Source organism: Exiguobacterium sp. s143 (assembly GCF_018618895.1).
GTDB lineage: Bacteria > Bacillota > Bacilli > Exiguobacteriales > Exiguobacteriaceae > Exiguobacterium_A > Exiguobacterium_A abrahamii.
The window spans coordinates 124,036-143,006 of record NZ_JACSMX010000003.1 but is presented as its reverse complement, the minus strand read 5'-3'; the positions used below and the strand labels follow the sequence as shown (position 1 = coordinate 143,006).

The 18,971-nt window shown below is 48.1% G+C and carries 17 protein-coding genes; 9 read left to right on the top strand and 8 right to left on the bottom strand.

Going from position 1 to position 18,971, the window contains the following annotated elements; translation table 11 throughout:
• Nucleotides 1–102: 102 nt before the first annotated feature.
• The 6 genes from KNQ03_RS12045 to KNQ03_RS12020 all read right to left on the bottom strand — a co-directional run bounded on the left by KNQ03_RS12045 (nt 103) and on the right by KNQ03_RS12020 (nt 7,383).
• Nucleotides 103–2,238, bottom strand: a complete 2,136-nt coding sequence (locus tag KNQ03_RS12045) for a (Fe-S)-binding protein (RefSeq protein WP_214724885.1) — start codon at nt 2,236–2,238, stop codon at nt 103–105.
• 177 nt (nt 2,239–2,415) lie between these two features.
• The gene (locus tag KNQ03_RS12040; RefSeq protein WP_050677287.1) at nt 2,416–3,750 is read right to left on the bottom strand and encodes an alkaline phosphatase; all 1,335 of its coding nucleotides are present in this window, start codon (nt 3,748–3,750) and stop codon (nt 2,416–2,418) included.
• Nucleotides 3,751–3,854: 104 nt separating this feature from the next.
• Nucleotides 3,855–4,292: an NUDIX domain-containing protein gene (locus tag KNQ03_RS12035; RefSeq protein WP_214724883.1), complete on the bottom strand. Its 438-nt coding sequence runs from the start codon at nt 4,290–4,292 to the stop codon at nt 3,855–3,857.
• Between the two features lie 55 nt (nt 4,293–4,347).
• On the bottom strand, nt 4,348–4,767 hold the full coding sequence (locus KNQ03_RS12030; RefSeq protein WP_214724881.1) for a hypothetical protein: 420 nt from the start codon (nt 4,765–4,767) through the stop codon (nt 4,348–4,350).
• A complete protein-coding gene (locus KNQ03_RS12025) occupies nt 4,757–5,179 on the bottom strand; it encodes a YwiB family protein (RefSeq protein WP_371743260.1) in 423 nt (140 codons plus the stop codon). The genes KNQ03_RS12030 and KNQ03_RS12025 overlap by 11 nt, the downstream gene beginning before the upstream one ends.
• 503 nt (nt 5,180–5,682) lie before the next feature.
• On the bottom strand, nt 5,683–7,383 hold the full coding sequence (locus tag KNQ03_RS12020) for a glycoside hydrolase family 13 protein (RefSeq protein WP_251137680.1): 1,701 nt from the start codon (nt 7,381–7,383) through the stop codon (nt 5,683–5,685).
• A gap of 349 nt (nt 7,384–7,732) precedes the next feature.
• On the opposite strand from KNQ03_RS12020, the gene KNQ03_RS12015 reads away from it, so the two are divergent.
• The 9 genes from KNQ03_RS12015 (at nt 7,733) to KNQ03_RS11975 (ending at nt 17,513) form a co-directional block, all read left to right on the top strand.
• Complete coding sequence (locus KNQ03_RS12015) at nt 7,733–9,169, top strand: NAD-dependent succinate-semialdehyde dehydrogenase (protein ID WP_214724879.1); 1,437 nt, start codon at nt 7,733–7,735, stop codon at nt 9,167–9,169.
• Nucleotides 9,166–10,794 (top strand): acetolactate synthase large subunit, encoded by a 1,629-nt coding sequence (locus KNQ03_RS12010; protein ID WP_214724877.1) that lies wholly within the window; start codon nt 9,166–9,168, stop codon nt 10,792–10,794. Before KNQ03_RS12015 ends, KNQ03_RS12010 begins: the two co-directional genes overlap by 4 nt.
• A gap of 5 nt (nt 10,795–10,799) precedes the next feature.
• The gene (ytxJ, locus tag KNQ03_RS12005) at nt 10,800–11,126 is read left to right on the top strand and encodes a bacillithiol system redox-active protein YtxJ (RefSeq protein ID WP_029343222.1); all 327 of its coding nucleotides are present in this window, start codon (nt 10,800–10,802) and stop codon (nt 11,124–11,126) included.
• Between the two features lie 305 nt (nt 11,127–11,431).
• Nucleotides 11,432–12,967, top strand: a complete 1,536-nt coding sequence (locus tag KNQ03_RS12000; RefSeq protein ID WP_050677292.1) for a DHA2 family efflux MFS transporter permease subunit — start codon at nt 11,432–11,434, stop codon at nt 12,965–12,967.
• Nucleotides 12,968–13,086: 119 nt separating this feature from the next.
• Complete coding sequence (locus KNQ03_RS11995; RefSeq protein WP_023466810.1) at nt 13,087–13,383, top strand: metal-sensitive transcriptional regulator; 297 nt, start codon at nt 13,087–13,089, stop codon at nt 13,381–13,383.
• A gap of 13 nt (nt 13,384–13,396) precedes the next feature.
• Nucleotides 13,397–15,526 carry a heavy metal translocating P-type ATPase gene (locus KNQ03_RS11990; RefSeq protein WP_214724875.1) on the top strand — a complete coding sequence of 710 codons (2,130 nt, stop codon included), beginning with the start codon at nt 13,397–13,399 and terminating at the stop codon, nt 15,524–15,526.
• The gene (locus tag KNQ03_RS11985; RefSeq protein WP_214724873.1) at nt 15,523–15,729 is read left to right on the top strand and encodes a copper ion binding protein; all 207 of its coding nucleotides are present in this window, start codon (nt 15,523–15,525) and stop codon (nt 15,727–15,729) included. The genes KNQ03_RS11990 and KNQ03_RS11985 overlap by 4 nt, the downstream gene beginning before the upstream one ends.
• An 86-nt stretch (nt 15,730–15,815) precedes the next feature.
• Complete coding sequence (locus KNQ03_RS11980; RefSeq protein WP_023466807.1) at nt 15,816–16,040, top strand: hypothetical protein; 225 nt, start codon at nt 15,816–15,818, stop codon at nt 16,038–16,040.
• 171 nt (nt 16,041–16,211) lie between these two features.
• Entirely contained in the window at nt 16,212–17,513 is a 1,302-nt protein-coding gene (locus KNQ03_RS11975; RefSeq protein WP_149426677.1) for a protoglobin domain-containing protein, read from the top strand.
• Nucleotides 17,514–17,569: 56 nt separating this feature from the next.
• On the opposite strand, the gene KNQ03_RS11970 is transcribed toward KNQ03_RS11975, so the two are convergent.
• Entirely contained in the window at nt 17,570–18,178 is a 609-nt protein-coding gene (locus KNQ03_RS11970; protein ID WP_214724871.1) for a class F sortase, read from the bottom strand.
• Nucleotides 18,150–18,938: a DUF4397 domain-containing protein gene (locus tag KNQ03_RS11965; RefSeq protein ID WP_023466804.1), complete on the bottom strand. Its 789-nt coding sequence runs from the start codon at nt 18,936–18,938 to the stop codon at nt 18,150–18,152. The genes KNQ03_RS11970 and KNQ03_RS11965 overlap by 29 nt, the downstream gene beginning before the upstream one ends.
• Nucleotides 18,939–18,971 lie beyond the last annotated feature (33 nt).

Here is an 18,971-nt window from a genome sequence, read left to right as displayed (position 1 = left end):
TTATCTTATCACGTCAAAACCATACAGTAAAACGTCGCGCTTTTTCAGAGAAAAAAACGACTACTCCCGTTCGCACGAGAATAATCGTTTCATCTCACTTTTTCATACGGTTACGACAGGTTCTTCGACTGGTATACCGACGATTGAGCGTTCTAGTAATTCAACGACATCGTACGTAGCAACCGCCTCGTCGACTTCCTTCGCCTTCGTGCCGTCACTGAGCATCGTCAGACAGTACGGACATGCTGACCCAATGACAGACGGTTGGACCGTCAACAATTGTTCCGTCCGTGCGACGTTGACGCGTGCGCCGACTTTTTCTTCTTGCCACATCATGCCGCCACCAGCACCGCAACACATCCCTTTTTCCCGGTTGCGTTCCGTCTCGACGAGCGTGATGCCTGGAATCTTCTCGAGAATATAACGTGGTGCGTCGTAAATATCATTGTAACGACCAAGATAACACGAATCGTGATAGACGACACGCTCCTTGACTTCATGGAGCGGTGTGATCCGTTTTTCGTCAATCAGTCGTGCGAGCAATTCCGTATGGTGATAGACTTCAACGTCCGGACTCAGTCCGAAGTCGGGATACTCGTTTTTAAATGTATTGTAGGCGTGCGGATCAATCGTGACGATCTTTTTGACACCATATTTCTCAAATGATTTGATGTTGGCTTCCGCGAGTTCCTGGAACAAGACTTCGTTCCCGATCCGGCGCGGTGTATCACCTGAGTTTTTCTCATCGTTTCCGAGAATCGCAAACGAGATGTCTGCCTCATTTAGAATACGTGCAAACGCCATCGCGATTTTTTGACTTCGGTTATCGTACGATCCCATCGCACCAACCCAGAACAGATACTCGAAGTCTTCGCCCGCTTTTTTCTTCTCCTTTGCTGTCGGAACGACGAGTTCATCACGGTTTTTCCGCCAGTTTTCGCGTTCTTTCCGGTTCATCCCCCATGGATTACCTTGACGTTCGATGTTCGCCATCGTCCGTTGCATCTCCGGATCCATCTTGCCTTCCATCATGACGAGATGACGACGGAGGTCGATGATCTTATCGACATGTTCGTTCATGACCGGACACTGATCTTCACAGTTCCGGCATGTCGTACACGCCCAGATCTCTTCTTCCGTAATGACGTTCCCAATCAATGAATCCGGAACGATATCCATCTGTCCGGCTGCTGCCAGTGAAGCGATTTGGTTGCCCTGCGATCCTTCGAACGCAAAGGCAGGTGCCCATGGCGAACGTTGAGTGATTGCTGCCGTTTTCATGTTGAGATGATCCCGTAATTTAACGATCAAATCCATCGGCGACAGCATCTTCCCCGTTCCGCTCGCTGGGCACATATTCGTACAGCGTCCACACTCGACGCAAGCATACAGATCAACGAGCTGTTTCTGATTGAAATCTTCGATTCGGTTGACCCCGAAGCTAAATTCCGCTTCGTCGTCTTCTGCCTCTTCCATGACCGATAGATCAATCGGCGCCAAACGCCCGACTTTCGATGTTCGACCGAGCCAAACATTGGCTGTGCCGGCAATCAAGTGCGCATGTTTACCTTGCGGGATGTAAACCATGAAGCTAAGTAAGAACAGTAAGTGCGCCCACCAGAAGAAAACGAATAATCCAAACGCAATTGACTCAGGCACCCAACTGAATAAGAACGCGATGCTTGAAGCAACCGGTTCACCGAGCGTCGAATGATTCTCATAGACAAGGAAGAAGCCGTTTCCGAACAGGACGGCGACCATCAAACCACCGATGAAGATCAACGCAAGACCTGCCATGAAATTCCGCTTCAAGCGGACGAGTTTCTCGACGTACCGGCGATAAAATCCCCAAACGACGGCAATCAAGATGACAAGCATGACGATTTCTTGGAAGAATGTAAAAATCGGATAAAGCGGACCGAGTGGGACGTGCGGGAAACGCTGACCGACAGCGAGTCCTTTCCAGATAAAATCGATCGCTCCGAATTGAACGAGTAAGAAGCCGTAGAACATCATGACGTGGATGGCGCCACTTTTCTTATCCTTTAATAATTTCTTTTGACCGAAGACGTTGACTAAGACCGCGTCCAATCGTTCTTTGTTCGTCAGTGTCCATTCCGCCTTTTTCCCCCGTTTAATGGCGGCATAACGACTTTTGACGAGTGACGTGAACAGATAGCCCGCATAGCCGATGACGAGTAGGAAGGCAATCCAGTTGATGAGTAAAAACGTATTCATGTTCGAACAAACCCCTTTCCCCCTAAAGCAGTTGTGTTGAAATGAGTATAGCATATAATGAATGGCTATTCATTCATTTTTTTCATTTAGTTTTTACTGTGTCACAGAAGCAGATAAGTACTTAAAAAAAATCAAGCAGTGGATCATCCACCGCTTGATTTAATCACGTCCAATACATCATTTTTTTAATTTCATCGCATTGGCCATCAGACCAGGGATGTCCGTATTTTCATGCAATCCACTGAACTGTTCGCTTTGTGGACCGTACGCGTAGAGCGGAACGTCAACACCTGTATGCACGGCAGTCGTCCAGCCGACATACGCTCGTTTACTGATCATCTCATTCAATGTCATGACGCGTTTCTTCGCATCCACTTTTTGCAACGTCTGAATTTCTTCAGCCGTCAAATCAAACGTCGTTTCTCGTTTGACGACAGTTGCGATGTTCGATAAGTCGTCGTTGAACTGACGAACCATCTCATCTCCCGTCGCCTTGACGTTTTTCAAGACTTCCGGTTTCGCTACGTACTCATCGTATCCACCGACGGACATACCACCTGTATCATGGTCACCGGCAACGACGACTAAAGTATGTTTATCTTTTGCAGCAAAACGAAGCACTTTTTCGACAGCCTGGTGGAACGCTTCTGCATCCTTCATCGCCCAAGCAGCATCATGCGCGTGACCCGCCCAGTCAATCTGACTTCCTTCTACCATCAAGAAGAAGCCATCGCGATCTTTCTTCAATGTTTGCAGGGCTTTCGATGTCATCGTCGCAAGACTCGGTTGATTCGTGTTTTCCCGGTCCAGTTCTGGTGCCATTCCTTCTTCTGCGAACAATCCAAGAACTTTACGACCGTCCGTCTCATTTAGACTTTCGAGTGAATCCGCATACTGGTATCCTGCTCGTTCTGCTTTCTTCACTAGATTACCAGCCTCTTGAACGCCACCATTCTTTTGATCAAAAAAGAACTTCTGACCGCCACCAAGTAAGACGTCGACTTTCATTTCATCCATGTATTGCTTCGCGATGTCCGCTTCGTTCGCGCGCGTTGCGACGTGTGATGCAAAAACAGCTGGTGTCGCATGGGTGATAGCTGATGTCGAGACAAGTCCTGTTGCTTTGCCTGCTTGATCCGCCCGATCAAGAATAGACGCCACTTCTTTTCCACTTGGATCCATACCGATTGTTCCGTTGTTTGTTTTTGTTCCTGTTGCCATCGCCGTTCCGGCAGCAGCTGAATCGGTCACTTTCGTGTTTGCCGAATACGTCCGCATCATTCCTTTTAAGTGACCGTCGAGTTCCGTCTCCTCGCCTCCTTGATACCAGCGATAATTCGTTGCATAGGCAGCCGAATAACCATCTGGAATCATGAAGATGACATTTTTAACCTTCGCTTGTTTCGTGTTTTGTTTTGCCTCGACCGGCTGAGCCGATTCATATGTATAGCCCGCAACTCCTGTCATAAGCACTGTACCGAGAATACCTGTCGCCATCCATTTCTTGTTCATTTGTGTTTCCTCCCTGTTCACGATGATGGTTTCATCATACCGAGCGAATGTAAATGAACGATGGAGACGGCTTTAAGGAATGTAAAGAAACGATGACAGCCGAGTTACCACTTCATCTCTTCAAACATGTAATAGCCTTTGTGCTGTTCTTCTAAATATGCCGATAACGGAAGACGGACGTCTTCACTCATGATGTACTCCGCTAACTCCGTTTGATCGATCCACTTCGTCTCAATGATTTCTTCATCGGGATCATTTGGATCAAGTACACCACTCACTTCGCAATCAAAATAAGTCACGAGGCTGTGCGCTTGATAGGTCGGCATGAAGTTCTCCGTTAAGAAAGCAAACGACGACGATGTGACCGTCAAGCCGGTTTCTTCTTCCACCTCGCGACACAATGCTTGCTCGAGGGTCTCTCCAGATTCAATCTGTCCACCAGGTAAGCTCCAGCGCTTCTCCTGACCTGATTGATTATTGACGACGAGCAGTTGATCGCCCTTGCGGATGATCGCGACAATGATTCGATAGAGTGGATACATGGCGCTTCCTCCTAAAAAGACCACCTTGTCTAAAACAAGATGGTCCACTGATTGTTTATTCTAAACCGAGCGACTGTGGCAAACGGACTGCACGTGCGAAGGCATTTTTATAGTCCTTTTTCGCGACTAACTTTTCGACTTCACGGATTGCTGGATGCTGTTCGTCCGCGAACGCACCAAGAATCGTCAAGTAACGATCGTATACTTGATCGTCTTCCTGACGTGCTTTCAAGAGTGCTGTATACAGCATGACGGTATCTTCACCGTATAAGACAGGTAGTTCTTCGTTAATTAAAAGCAGTGTATCAATCGCTTCTGGATCGACCTTCGGATTGTATTCCGTGATGACCTGCTCTGCGAGTCCTTCGAGTTGATCGCGCCATTCGTTGTAACGCGGCTCATCGTTCTCGAGCCATTCAAACCATTCCTCTTCCAACATCTGCTCCATTTGACGTACTGTTTGTTCAAATGCCATTCGTCTCACTCCGTTCCCAAGTTAAATCAATCGTATAAGTACCGACTGCTTGTCCATTCATCTTTAATGTATAGCGAAACTGCATCTGCTGCCGTTTCATCTCAATCGTCTCCGTGTCCGTTTCCATCAACATCTGACCGAATTGACTGCCATATTGGCTTTTGGTCGTCTCTCCTAAAATGAAGACGTGATGCATCGCAACAGGACCTTTGCGATTCAAAGTGATCTGGTCTTTTGACCATTTGATCGTCGTATCGATCGGTTGTTCATCCGGCTGAACAAACTTCACGGCAAAACCGTCTTTTGTTTCGAACAACGTGCCGTCCGCCTCAAGTTCGACCGATTCACGCATCGGACCATCTTCGATCGTCGTCACCTGTCGTAATGACACCGGGTACTTTACTGGTTTCACTTCTATCACCTCATCGTTTAGCGTACACGATTTTTTCGTCTGATGCACCTTCTGCTTACATGCAGGAAAAAAACGGATCCGATGTACTCCGAATCCGTTCCAGATTGTAGACAAATGGACTGACTCAAAAAATGACGCACCTTTTCACGCCCTTTCCTCAGGCGAGACACAAGCCAGTTTTCCCGCTCCATTCGAGCAGGAAAACGGGTCTTGTTTGTCTCTGACAGCGCAAAATTGCGCTTTTTCCTGTAGGAGTGGCGTGTAACGTGTCATTTTCTTTATACCCGGAAGGAGAATCAGAAAAGCGTTTTGTTCACTCGACATCGCTTCCTAGGGAAAAACAAGCAAGAGCGACCCTGCAGCGAAGCGAAGCGGCGCGATGCTTGTCCCAGGAAAACGATGCGAGACGAACAAAAAAAGCGCAATCCTTCTCGTTAGAGAACAATTGCACTTATCTTCAGTCTCAAACGGATTCGATGTACTTCGAATCCGTTCAAAACATATTAGCGCACACGGTACAGACGAGCTTCGAATGGACGAAGGACGAGTTCTGTTCCTTCGTGGTGCATCGTCGGATAGTTGCCAAGCAACATATTGTCCGAGTGCAAGATGATGTCCGTATCGATTTCTGCTGTTTCGCCTTTTAAGTTCGTAACGATCAAGAATTGTTCGTCACCAAGCGTCCGTGTATACGCGTAGACTTTCGTGTCTTCCGGTAAGATGAGATCGTACGCGCCGTAAATCAACGTCTCTTCCATCTTACGGATTTGGATCATTCGTTTATAGAAGTTCAAGATTGAATCTTCATCTTGTTCTTGCGACGCGACGTTGATGTCCGCGTAGTTTGGGTTGACACCAAACCATGGAGATTGATTCGAGAAACCACCGTTTTGCTCATTTGTCCACTGCATTGGTGTGCGTGAGTTATCACGGGACGAGTTCCAGATGACTTCCATGATTTCCTCATGTGTTTTCCCAGAAGCAAGTTGCATGTCGTACATGTTTTTCGTCGCGACATCATCATAATCCGAGATGTCCGGGAATTGAACGTTCGTCATCCCGATCTCTTGTCCTTGATAGATGAACGGTGTGCCTTGCATGAAGAAATACATCATCGCAAGCGACTTCGCGCTCTCTTTCCAGTACTGTTCCTCGTCACCCCAAAGAGAGACCGAACGAACCTTATCATGGTTTTCGAGGTACAAGGCATTCCAACCTGTTGCTTCAAGTCCTTTTTGCCATTTCGTCAGCACTTGTTTCAGTTTGACGACGTCGACGCCTTTTTCCGCATCGGCACGCCAGAGATCCATGTGCTCGAACTGGAAGACCATGTTCATCTTACCGTTCTCTTCTCCGACCCAGAGATCCGCTTCTTCCGGTGTGACGCCGTTTGCTTCTCCGACTGTCATGATATCGTATTTCGAGAATGTCTCATCCTTCAACTCTTCGAGATACGCATGGATGCCTTCGACGTTCATATGCATATCGAATGAAGGAACATACGGCATACCGAGCGGGTTCGGGAGATCGGCGAATGATTGATCCTTATTGATGTGACTGATTGCATCGATTCGGAAACCGTCGATGCCTTTATCGAGCCACCAGTTGATCATCGTATAGACGGCTTGACGCATATCGCGGTTTTGCCAGTTCAAGTCTGGTTGACGACGAGAGAAGACGTGCAGGAAGTACTGCTCCGTCTTTTCATCATATTCCCATGCTGATCCACCGAAAATACTTTCCCAGTTATTCGGTTCTCCACCATTGACGGCATCTTTCCAAATGTACCAATCGCGTTTCTCATTGTCTTTTGACGAACGTGATTCAAGGAACCACGGGTGTTCATCCGATGTGTGGTTGACGACAAGATCAAGCAAGACCTTGATGTCACGCTTATGCGCTTCTTCCATTAAGAGATCGAAGTCCGCCATCGTACCGAACTCATCCATGATGTCTTCATAATCACTAATGTCATATCCGTTATCGTCGTTCGGTGACTTGAACATCGGGCAAATCCAAAGAACGTCGACGCCAAGATCCTTCAAATAATCCAGTTTTGCGATGATACCTGGAATATCGCCGATTCCATCGTTGTTTGCATCGTAAAAGCTGCGTGGATAGATTTGGTAAGCAACTGCTTCTTTCCACCAAGCTCGTGTAATTGTTTGTTGGGCCGTTTCAGGGCGCGGTATCATTTGTGTCATGTGTCATGAATCCTCTCGTAGGTCAGTCTTTGGGGTGTTGTTTTCATTAGTCAGTTAACTTCTATACACATAGCGCAACCGATTGCGCAATTCCTCTACCTTCATCTTATCAAATCCACTTTTAAAGTCAATGTTTCGGGGGTGATTCCACCATTTCACATCAACGGTTGTCACTCTTCGTTCACACTGAATATTTCAGGTCATTTTACATTACATTTACTGAATTATCCTACACTGTTTATCGGTCGATTTCTACCCTTTTGCATAACCTTTCCTTCCGAAAGTGAATCTTTTTTTCTTCGTTCGGGTATACCCTTATCAATGCATGTAAAAAAGGGGGATTTTCAGGATGAAGGGACAATTCTTTATTGGCGGACAATGGCTAGATCATGGACGAGAACGGACGAATGTTACGAATCCAGCTACTGGGGAAGTCGTCGGTAGTGTACCAAACGGAACAAAATCAGACGTCAACGACGCAGTAGAAGCAGCACGGAAGGCATTTCCTGATTGGTCGAAGCGGACAGTCTACGAACGTGCCGAACTGCTCGAGAAGTTATATGCGAAGATGATTGAGAAAAAAGATGAACTGGCTCGCCTGATGACGCTTGAAATGGGGAAACCGCTCGCTGAATCAGAAGGTGAAGTGCAGTATGCCGCAAACTTCGTCAAATGGTTTGCAGAGGAAGGAAAACGCGCTTATGGACGTGTCATTCCAACGCATGATGCTTCTAAACGACTTCAAGTCATCAAACAGCCGGTTGGTGTCGTTGCTGCGATCACACCATGGAATTTCCCGGCTGCCATGATTACCCGAAAGCTTGCTCCAGCACTCGTCGCCGGATGTACGTTCGTCATCAAACCACCAACAGCGACTCCGCTTACCGCGCTTCGTCTTCTTGAACTCTGTCAGGAAGTTGGGATTCCAGAAGGCGTCGTCAATGCCGTTACAGGGAGCGGGAAAGCGCTCGGTGAATCACTCGCGACACATCCACATGTCGATAAGATCACCTTCACTGGTTCAACCGAAGTCGGACGGACGCTGATGGCTCAGGGAGCAGAGACGATCAAGGCGATGTCGCTCGAACTCGGCGGACATGCCCCGATTCTCGTCTTTGATGACTGTGACCTTGATTTAGCTGTTGCTGAGACGATTAAGTCGAAATTCCGTAATGGCGGACAGACCTGTGTCTGCGGAAACCGGATTTACGTATCCGACTCGATCTATGACGCGTTCGTTGAAAAACTCGGGCAAGAGACAGCGAAGCTGAAGACCGGAAATGGTCTTGATGCTGAGACGAAGATTGGACCGATGATCAATAAGGCGGGTTACGATAAAGTCAAAAAACATGTCGATGATGCGACATCCGCTGGTGCACGAGTCGTCACGGGCGGAACAGGAACGACGGATGAGGAGAACGATGTCTATTATTATGAAGCAACCGTTCTCGCGGACGTAAAACCCGGCATGCTGATCATGAACGAGGAGACGTTCGGACCTGTCGCTCCCGTCCAGCGTGTCAGTTCTGATGAGGAAGCGGTTCGTTACGCCAACCAGACACCATTCGGTCTCGCTTCGTATGTCTTTACTAAGGATTACGCCCGTGCGATTCGCGCGATCGAAGGGCTTGATTACGGAATCGTCGGCTGGAATGATGGTGTTCCTTCTGCTGCGCAAGCACCATTTGGTGGAATGAAACAATCCGGTCTCGGACGCGAAGGTGGTAGTGAAGGACTCGAAGCCTATCTCGAGACGAAGTACATTTCAATCGGTGGACTAGCGTGAACGCGGCGGATTGGTTCGTCCAATGTTTAGAGGCAGAGGGCGTCACGCATATCTTTGGTGTTCCCGGTGAGGAAAACATCACATTACTCGAATCACTCAGTCGTTCGTCGATCACGTTCATCACGACGCGTCACGAAACGAATGCTGCGTTCATGGCAGCGATGTTCGGTCGCCTGAGTGGGCGACCGGGTGTCTGCCTATCAACACTTGGTCCCGGTGCGACCAATATGATGACCGGTATTGCAAGTGCGACGATGGATCATTCCCCTGTCGTCGCGATCACTGGTCAAGGAGCGACAGCACGGCAACACAAAGCATCGCATCAAATGTTTGATCTCGTAGACCTCTATCGTCCTGTCACGAAGTCCAGTACGTCCGTTCTGTCGGCGGAGGTCATTCCGGAAATCGTTCGACGTGCCTTTGCGACAGCAAAAAGCGAAAAACCAGGGGCAACCCATATCTCTTTTCCAGAAGACATCGCAAAACAAGAACGTGATCAATCAGCGACACCCTTGCAACAAGATAGCACGCCAACACATCTCCATTCCCTGACGATTGATGATCCCGATGCCTTACGTCTGATCGAACGAGCAAAACGTCCGGTCATCATTGCTGGATTTGGCATCCATCGGCAGCAAGCACTCGATGCGTTTCGAGCATTCGTCGAAAAGCTCCAAGCTCCCGTCGTCGAGACGATGATGGGAAAAGGAGCGATTTCTTCACACCATCCGCTCGCTGCACACACGATCGGTTTACCAGACGTCGATTACAACCAGCGGATTCTCGATGCGAGTGACCTCATCATTACGGTGGGCTACGATATTACGGAGTTACCTCCGCAAAAATGGAACCCGAAAAAGACACCGATCGTCCATTTGGATACAAATCCTCACGAAATCGATGCCTATTATCCGGTCGTCGCGAACGTAGTCGGACCACTCGTCGATATGCTGACTGTATTGACTCCTTTACTGCCCGAGCGTGCGTGGAACGACTGGCAACAAGATCGCGATAAATTACGCAACGAGATTCAAGAAACGTACTCGCTTGCCTTGCCTTTACATCCTCAAAGTATCGTTCGTGAACTCGAACGAACCGTCGGGGAGGATGGCATGGTCTTCTCGGACGTCGGTGCACACAAAGTCTGGCTCGCACGCCATTATCAAACGACACGTCCGGATCAGTTATTCATTTCCAACGGATTTGCTTCGATGGGCTATGGTTTATCGAGTGCGCTCGCAGCCAAACTATTGTATCCGGACCGGCGAATCGTCTGTGCCGCTGGAGATGGTGCCTTTTTGATGAATGGTCAGGATCTCGAGACCGCCGTTCGTTTGAAGCTTCCACTTGTCGTGTTGATTTGGCGTGACGGTACCTATGGACTGATTGAATGGAAACAACAACAAGCGTATGGGCGGTCGTCCTACATCACGTTTGACAATCCAGACCTCGTTCAACTGGCTCATGCTTTCGGCGCACTCGGTCTCCGTGTCGGTGAACACGGTTCCCTCGCACATTGTCTTGACCAAGCATTTGCAAGTGATGGACCCGTTTTAATTGACTGTCCGGTCGATTACCGGGAAAATCTAAAGTTAAGTGAACGTCTCCGGACGTATGGAGGGTGATATACATGACACAACCACGTAAACTGCAATCTATTTCTGATTTTGATCAATTTGCGTCCGAACATACCGCGTTCGTGATTTGCAAACACAGCACGACATGCCCGATCAGTGCCGCAGGATTCTCGGAGTATACGAAGTTCGCGGATGAAACGTCTGTTCCAACGGCGTATCTTTTCGTCCAAGAAGCTCGGACGTTATCGAATCACATCGCCGAACATTACAGCGTTCGACACGAGTCACCACAAGTGTTGTTCATTCAAGACGGTAAATCGGTCTGGACAGCCTCTCATTACGACATCACGAAAGATGCACTCGAAACGAACGTCCAGTAATGCTAGCTATGAAACAAGCCTCCGGCTGTTTCAAACTGAAGACAAAGCGCAATTTTTCTTTAACGAGAAGGATTGTGCTTTTTTTGTTTACCACGAATCGTTATCCTAGGAAGCGATTTCGAGTGTACAAAATGCTTCTCTCCTCGTTTAGCCTACTAGAAAAACGCTTTCAATCTTACATAAAAAATAAAATTATCTTTCTTAGCTATTATTATTTGTAATTCGAACTAAATCGGATTAAGATAAACTACAGATAGAACGACCGTATAGAAATATGTACCGTTAGTTTAGTTAGGAGGATATTCATGCAACAAAGTGTAACTCACACAGCTCGAGCTCCTTACGGCATTCTCGCCGTTTTGATGATTGGGGCATTCATTGCTTTCTTAAATAATACTTTGCTCAACATCGCCCTGCCTTCCATCATGAAGGATCTAGCGATCGAACCATCAACTGCTCAATGGCTTTCGACTGGTTTCATGCTCGTCAACGGTGTCTTGATTCCGACATCTGCGTTCTTGATTCAAAAATATTCGGTTCGTCGCCTCTTCTTACTCGCGATGACCCTCTTCTCGGCCGGAACGATTCTTGCCGGCTTCGCAGAAGTCTTCCCTGTGTTACTCGCAGGACGGATGATTCAAGCATCCGGTTCTGCAATCATGATGCCGTTACTGATGAACGTCATGCTCGTTAGTTTCCCGATTGAAAAACGCGGAACCGCAATGGGATTCTTCGGATTAATCATGATGGGTGCCCCAGCGATCGGACCGACGTTGTCTGGTTGGATCATCGAGCACTACGATTGGCGGATGTTATTCCACTTCATCACACCAATCGCCTTGATCGTTCTCGTCGCTGGTTTCTTCTTACTTCGTGACGTCAAGGAACGGTCTGCCGCTCGGATTGATCTCGCTTCCGTGGCACTTTCGTCACTTGGTTTCGGTGGCTTATTGTACGGTTTCAGTTCTGCCGGCTCTAAAGGTTGGGACAGCTTCCACGTCTATGGAGCGCTGATTGTCGGGGTCATCGCACTCGTGACATTCATTTATCGTCAGCTCCATATGGAACGTCCGATGCTCAACTTCAAGATTTACCGTTACCCGATGTTCGCCTTATCTTCTGCCATCTCGATGGTCGTCACGATGGCGATGTTCTCGGGCATGTTATTGCTTCCGATCTATGTCCAGACGATTCGCGGTATTTCACCACTCGATGCGGGTCTCATGCTATTACCGGGTGCCATCTTGATGGCCGTCATGTCACCAATCAACGGGAAACTGTTTGATAAGATCGGTGGACGTCCTCTTGCGTTGACTGGTTTGTTCATCACAGTCGTTACCAGTTACTACTTCAGTCAGCTTGAGATGGATACGACGTATACACATCTGATCGTCCTGTATTCGTTACGGATGTTCGGGATGTCAATGGTCATGATGCCAGTATCGACGAATGGTTTAAACCAGTTACCAACGCGCTACTATCCACACGGAACAGCGATGAACAATACGTTGCAACAAGTATCCGGTGCGATCGGAACCGCCTTGCTCGTAACGATCATGTCGACGCATGCCAAGACGCGTGGGACAGAACTCGCGGCTGAAGCGGCGAAGAACATGACGAGTCAACCGACAGCTGAAGCGGCTGCTGCTCTGAAACAGCAGATCACGATGCAAGCGACGCTTGACGGAATCAACTATGCGTTCTTCATCTCGACGTTCATCGCTGGTCTAGCATTCGTCCTTGCCTTCTTCATTAAACGGGCGACACAAGCCGAAGATATCATCAGCGATCAACGCTCATTGAACGAAACGATCGTCAAACCACAAGTTTCCAATCAGTAAGTGCAAAAGCAGTCGCCTCTCGCGACTGCTTTTTTTATTTCTTAAGCTATATACTGGTACCCCCCATACCTATATGTTAGAGTAAAGATAACAACAAGATCATCAAAGGAGGCACGACTATGACACACGATCACCCTGTCGTTCCACGAACGAATGAAGAACAAGATGCGTTGATGAAGCGATTGAAGCGCATCGAAGGACAAGTCCGCGGGATTGCTAATATGGTCGCTGAAGATCGGTATTGTATCGACATTTTGACGCAAACGGCATCAATCCAAGCAGCACTAAGACAAGTCGAACTACAAATCATCGAACGCCATGTCAAGATGTGCATGCATGAAGTCGCCACCCGTCAAGATAGTACGGACGCTTACGTCGATGAATTGATGTCGGTCATCGCTCGATTGAAAAAGTAAGGAGGGTTTTCTGATGTCAAAAACGATTGAATTTGATATTGAAGGCATGACGTGTGCCGCCTGCTCCGCCCGGATTGAAAAAGTCCTCAACCGGATGGACGGGGTTGAAGCAACGGTCAACTTGCCGCTTGAAACCGCTCGTGTTTCGATTTCTGATGCCTATGACGATCAAGCGATCATCGAAAAAATCCGAAAAATCGGCTACGGGGCAACGGTCAAACAAGCACCACACGCAACAAAATCGAATCGCCGGATGCTGTATCGCTTTATGATCGCGGCCATTCTATCGTTACCGTTGCTCGCGAGCATGCTGACGCATATTCCAAACAGTCCGTTCCACCTTCCATTCTTGATGAATCCGTGGCTACAGTTTGCTTTAGCGACACCGGTTCAATTCATCATCGGAGCGCCCTTCTATAGTGGGGCCTATAAAAGTTTACGGAGCGGTAGCGCAAATATGGACGTTCTCGTTGCACTCGGAACATCGGCAGCCTACTTCTATTCCGTTGCTGAAATGCTACTCGTCTCTGATATGCCGCATCTCTACTTTGAGACGAGTGCGATTCTGATTACACTCGTCTTGCTCGGCAAGGTCCTTGAAGACCGTGCGAAACAACAGACGACGGGAGCAATTAAAAGCCTGCTCTCCCTACAAGCAAAGGAAGCCGTCATCTTAGAGGACGGACAGGAACGAACTGTCTCCATCGATGCAATTCAAACCGGGATGATCTTACTCGTAAAACCTGGGAACAAAATTCCGACAGATGGTGTCATTCGTTCAGGCGACGCGTATCTCGATGAATCGATGTTAACCGGTGAATCTGCGCCTGTTCATAAAACGGTTGGGGCATCCGTCATTGGTGGTACGCTGAATACGAACGGATCTTTACAAGTCGAAGCGACAAAGATCGGACAAGCGACGGTTCTTTCACAAATCATTCGCGTCGTCGAACAAGCTCAGACTGAAAAAGCACCGATTCAAAGACAAGCCGATCGGATTTCTGGTGTGTTCGTGCCGATTGTCGTCGCCATCGCGCTTCTGACATTAGCCGCTTGGTGGATGATCAGTGGATCCTTTGCGGAAGCGATTCGTCCTGCCATCGCGGTGCTCGTCATCGCTTGTCCATGTGCACTCGGACTTGCGACACCGACTTCGATCATGGTCGGAACCGGAAAAGGGGCAGAACGAGGGATTCTCTTTAAAGGAGGCGCTCAACTCGAAAATCTCCAACATGTCGATGCTGTCGTCTTTGATAAGACCGGAACACTGACAGTCGGTCGCCCTGTCGTCGTCGAAACGTTCGGTACGGAGACAGCGCTCGATTTCGCTGCTGCGCTTGAACGACAATCGGAACACCCTCTTGCTCGCGCCATCACAGCAGAACGGGATGTCGTCTTTGATATCGAACGGTTCCACGTCGAATCAGGACGTGGGATCACGGGACAAATCATGGGACATGATTTCATCGTCGGATCGGCGCGAATGATGCAGGAACGAAACATCGTTCTTCCTGATTGGACATCACCTGGAGCGACTCTCGTATACGTCGCTGTCGATGGAGAAGTCGCGGCCGGATACGCCATCCGTGACGCGCTAAAAGATTCAGCGAAAGAAACGATCCAGCGTTTGCGCCAGACAAAAGAAGTATATCTCTTGACCGGTGACCGCCGGGAAGTCGCCGATCATTTAGCAACAGAACTGGGACTGGATCCAGCGTTCGTCTTTGCTGACGTTTTGCCGATTGAAAAGGCAGATGTCATTCAGTCACTTCAACAAACGAAACGTGTCGCGATGGTCGGAGACGGTATCAATGATGCCCCTGCTCTCGTAACAGCAGATGTCGGCATCGCGCTCGGTAGCGGAACGGATGTCGCTCTTGAAGCAGCCGACGTGACGTTGCTTGGACACGATTTGAAACAAGTTTTACTTGCGATCGAGCTGAGTGAGCAGACGATGAAAAACATTCGTCAAAATCTCGTCTTCGCACTTGGCTACAATACGATTGGCATTCCGGTCGCTTTTCTCGGTCTGCTTGCCCCATGGCTTGCGGGTGCCGCGATGGCATTCAGCTCTGTCTCTGTCGTGACGAATGCGTTACGATTAAAACGTACCCCACTATCTGAAGGAGGAACTTCATCATGAAAGAAACAACGTTATCTGTCATCGGTATGACATGCAATCACTGTAAAGCGAGTGTCGAATCCGCTCTATCTGAAGTCGAAGGTGTGCAACAGGTAACTGTCTCACTCGAACAAAACCAGGTTACAGTCCAGCACGAGGATGTACCTCGTGAACGTCTCGTCGATGCGATCGAAGAGATTGGCTACGATGTACCGACTGCTTAAATTTTCATGCCAAACTGCTTCTAACACGCAGTTTGGCTTTTTTATTTTTTGAAAAGCGGGAATGTACGGAGTAAGGAGGGGTTCGTATGGTACCGAAAATCGAATTCGTAGAACACTTCGACGACAACAAAGGAAAACGATTTAAAATCGAACTTTGGAATCTCGGAACCTTCACATTCAGTGCCGAGTCAGCTCGTGGACCTGTCACCCGTTTCACCTCCATTGACATTCAATTCGTTCAAGCTTGCGTTCAACGAATGCGCTCGATCGTGGACGCCAAAAAAGCATTTCAGGAAGACCAACCAGTCTAATCCTGTTCTTTTTCTATTCTCCTCATGGCGCTTGCCATGAGTTTTTTTGTTTCCGGTCAATGTTTTTCAATATTCTCGTCTTTTTTTCGAAAATCAGTATCGCTTCGTCAAGATGAACCGATAAAAGACAGACATCATTTTATTCACATCTTGAGTATTGGAGGCAACTACGTGCGTAACCCTTTTAAAAGTAAGACTACTGCGGCTTATCAAGCTACCATCGGCTTTCCTGATTCCCGTCTCATCACAAAGACGGCAGATCCTGATCTCACATCCCGTCTCGTATACATGGGATATACAGAAGAACAGCTACAGACGCTCAAATCGATGGCACCTGTCGTTCAAGGGATTTTAGATGAGGTCCTTGAACAAGTTCTCGATCACCTTCTCTTAAATCCAGAGATGGCAACGATTGCGAAACAATCATCGACACGCGAACGACTGAAGAAAGTCTTCGCCGACTATTTCACGAGTCTACTGACAGGAAACATGGACGAGTCGTTCCTCGCGATGCGGACACGGATGGGACAGACGCATAAACATAACTTCGTTCCTGTCACTTGGTTCATCGCCTCGTATGCTGCGTTTCAGACGTTGTTGATTCCAAAAATCGTCGAACATTATCAGCATGACCCAGCGCAACTGACGACAGCCGTACTCGCTTTGACACATGCGATGAACTTAGATGCTCAAATCGTGACGAGCCAGTATGTCGATTCTCGTCTTCATGAAGTGACAGCAGCGAACGAGTCGCGTCGACAACTTTTGACAGACGTCGTTCGTGTCAGTCAAGAAGTTGCCAGTTCGGTCGAGCACACGGATCATGCCATCATTGAGACGAGCCGTCGCGCCTCACAAGTATTAGCAGAAACAGCTCAGACAGAGCAGACGAGTCAGCAGCTCGTCCAAATGACGATTGCCAACGAACGACAGATGCAACAGATGGAGCAACAATTCGCTCAATCGACACAACAAGTCGGTACTTCGCTTGAAAGCATCCATGAATTGAAGACGACGTCGGATGACATCGTCCAGATGACGCAAAGCATCGAAGCAATCGCCAATCAGACGAACTTACTCGCGTTGAATGCTTCGATTGAAGCAGCACGTGCCGGTGAACACGGTAAAGGTTTTGCTGTCGTCGCGACCGAAGTTCGGAACCTTGCTGAAAATGCCAAGTCATTAAGTAGCAGTATCAATGGTCTTATTCAAAAGAACAATGGTAATATCACACAACTCGTTTCTCAGATGGAAGACATCACACGCGCCAACACCGCATCTCAGCAAGAACTGCAACAAGTCAAACAAGGAATCCAAACCGTCAAGAGTGAGATGGAAAACTCTCTCACCTTATTTGGACGAAACAAGGAAAACCTCGGACAAATCGTCGAGACGATCCAAGGTCTCAGTAAGACGACACAAGGATTGACGACACTGACGACGGATCTTGTCGCTGCTTCCGAAACACATTAAAAAATAGGCAATTCTTATTCTCGGTTTTAACCGAAATAAGAATTGCCTATTTTACTTTACTCGTCTTGTTCTGCTGTGACGACAAGACGCTGATCGTATCCTTTTGACTCTGAAAACGTACCTATACATGAAATGAGTGTCAGTTTATTCATGACGGTCGCACCGAAGATTGATCCGACAGGTGCTTCATCGACAGGATAGGACATGACGTTCGTCACCACGTACGATACCTGTTGTCCTGCTTTTCCCGTCACTTCAATCCGTTGCCCTTTTTTCATCTTGGCTAAATCATAAAACACAGCGGGACCTTCTTGATCATCCAAGTGCCCGGCTAGTACGACATTTCCGGTTTGCCCGGCTTTTGCTCCGTACTTGTACCAAGCAACCTGATCAGTCTGTTTCGGAACATCCATCCGTCCTTGTTTATCCTTCCCGACGACTTCGATGTTCGCTTTCACATCGAGCGTCGGAATTGTAATACGCGTTGGTATGAACGCCTCTTCATCCACCTTTTCAGATGGAGTGGACGAAGAAGACGTCGTTGTTTCGGTTTGTTTTGGTTTTTCCGGCTTTGTAGCATCTGGAGGTAATCCCGATTGACATCCGGCTAATACGAGTAAGAGAAGAAGACTACTCTTAAGCGTTTTGTTTACGACGGACGACATACGCTGTTCCTACTAACAAGGCAGCTGCTGCTGCGACTGCCCATGGTGTAGCAGAAGCCGTATCAGATGAACCACCAAGTCCTGTTTCTGGCATTGATGCCATTTCACCACCGTCTGGGATCAAGAGGACTTCAAATGCCGGTTCGCCTTCAAGTAAGCCGATTGCGAGTGCTGTATAGTTTTTGCCACTGTCGAGTTTGACGCCATCCAGTGCTTTGACGACATCCGTTGCGCCTGCAGGACGGACTTCAAGGTCATACGTACCTGCATCGAGTGTACCGTAGTCAGAGACTTTCGAGAATTCAAGGTTACTGAAGAGTGGGTCTCCACCTTTTGGTGCGACATCAACAGCTGGTGCATCTGGTGCAAAGTGTGCGACACGAACCATTGATTTTCCATCTTCGCCTTTACCGTTGTCTTCCATGACCGCAAGTTTGATATCAGCTAGTTTGCCGATTGCTGCGACCGAATAGAATTTACCAGCTTCTACGTTGAGTGTTTGAGAGAGCACAGGATCTTTCGTAGTTCCTGCAGCGAATACTTCTACTTTATGTTCGCCAGCTGGTAGTGTGAGATAATCTGTGACATCTTTGAATTTTGCTCCTGATACCGCTTTTTTGCCATCGACCGCGATATCGACTGCCGGAGCATCTGGTGAAGCATGAATGACACGAACCATTGCGTCATCTGCTGCGCCTACTGGTAGCACGAATAGTGCAAACAGTAACGTAGCGGTCACAAACGATAAGAGTTTCTTCATCTTTTTTCCACCTTTCTGATTGTCAAATGTACA

Coding starts and splice junctions, on each gene's coding strand:
- KNQ03_RS12045 (WP_214724885.1), bottom strand. CDS start 2,238: ATGAATACGTTTTTACTCATCAACTGGATTGCCTTCCTACTCGTCATC.
- KNQ03_RS12040 (WP_050677287.1), bottom strand. CDS start 3,750: ATGAACAAGAAATGGATGGCGACAGGTATTCTCGGTACAGTGCTTATG.
- KNQ03_RS12035 (WP_214724883.1), bottom strand. CDS start 4,292: ATGTATCCACTCTATCGAATCATTGTCGCGATCATCCGCAAGGGCGAT.
- KNQ03_RS12030 (WP_214724881.1), bottom strand. CDS start 4,767: ATGGCATTTGAACAAACAGTACGTCAAATGGAGCAGATGTTGGAAGAG.
- KNQ03_RS12020 (WP_251137680.1), bottom strand. CDS start 7,383: ATGACACAAATGATACCGCGCCCTGAAACGGCCCAACAAACAATTACA.
- KNQ03_RS12015 (WP_214724879.1), top strand. CDS start 7,733: ATGAAGGGACAATTCTTTATTGGCGGACAATGGCTAGATCATGGACGA.
- ytxJ (WP_029343222.1), top strand. CDS start 10,800: ATGACACAACCACGTAAACTGCAATCTATTTCTGATTTTGATCAATTT.
- KNQ03_RS12000 (WP_050677292.1), top strand. CDS start 11,432: ATGCAACAAAGTGTAACTCACACAGCTCGAGCTCCTTACGGCATTCTC.
- KNQ03_RS11995 (WP_023466810.1), top strand. CDS start 13,087: ATGACACACGATCACCCTGTCGTTCCACGAACGAATGAAGAACAAGAT.
- KNQ03_RS11990 (WP_214724875.1), top strand. CDS start 13,397: ATGTCAAAAACGATTGAATTTGATATTGAAGGCATGACGTGTGCCGCC.
- KNQ03_RS11985 (WP_214724873.1), top strand. CDS start 15,523: ATGAAAGAAACAACGTTATCTGTCATCGGTATGACATGCAATCACTGT.
- KNQ03_RS11980 (WP_023466807.1), top strand. CDS start 15,816: ATGGTACCGAAAATCGAATTCGTAGAACACTTCGACGACAACAAAGGA.
- KNQ03_RS11970 (WP_214724871.1), bottom strand. CDS start 18,178: ATGTCGTCCGTCGTAAACAAAACGCTTAAGAGTAGTCTTCTTCTCTTA.
- KNQ03_RS11965 (WP_023466804.1), bottom strand. CDS start 18,938: ATGAAGAAACTCTTATCGTTTGTGACCGCTACGTTACTGTTTGCACTA.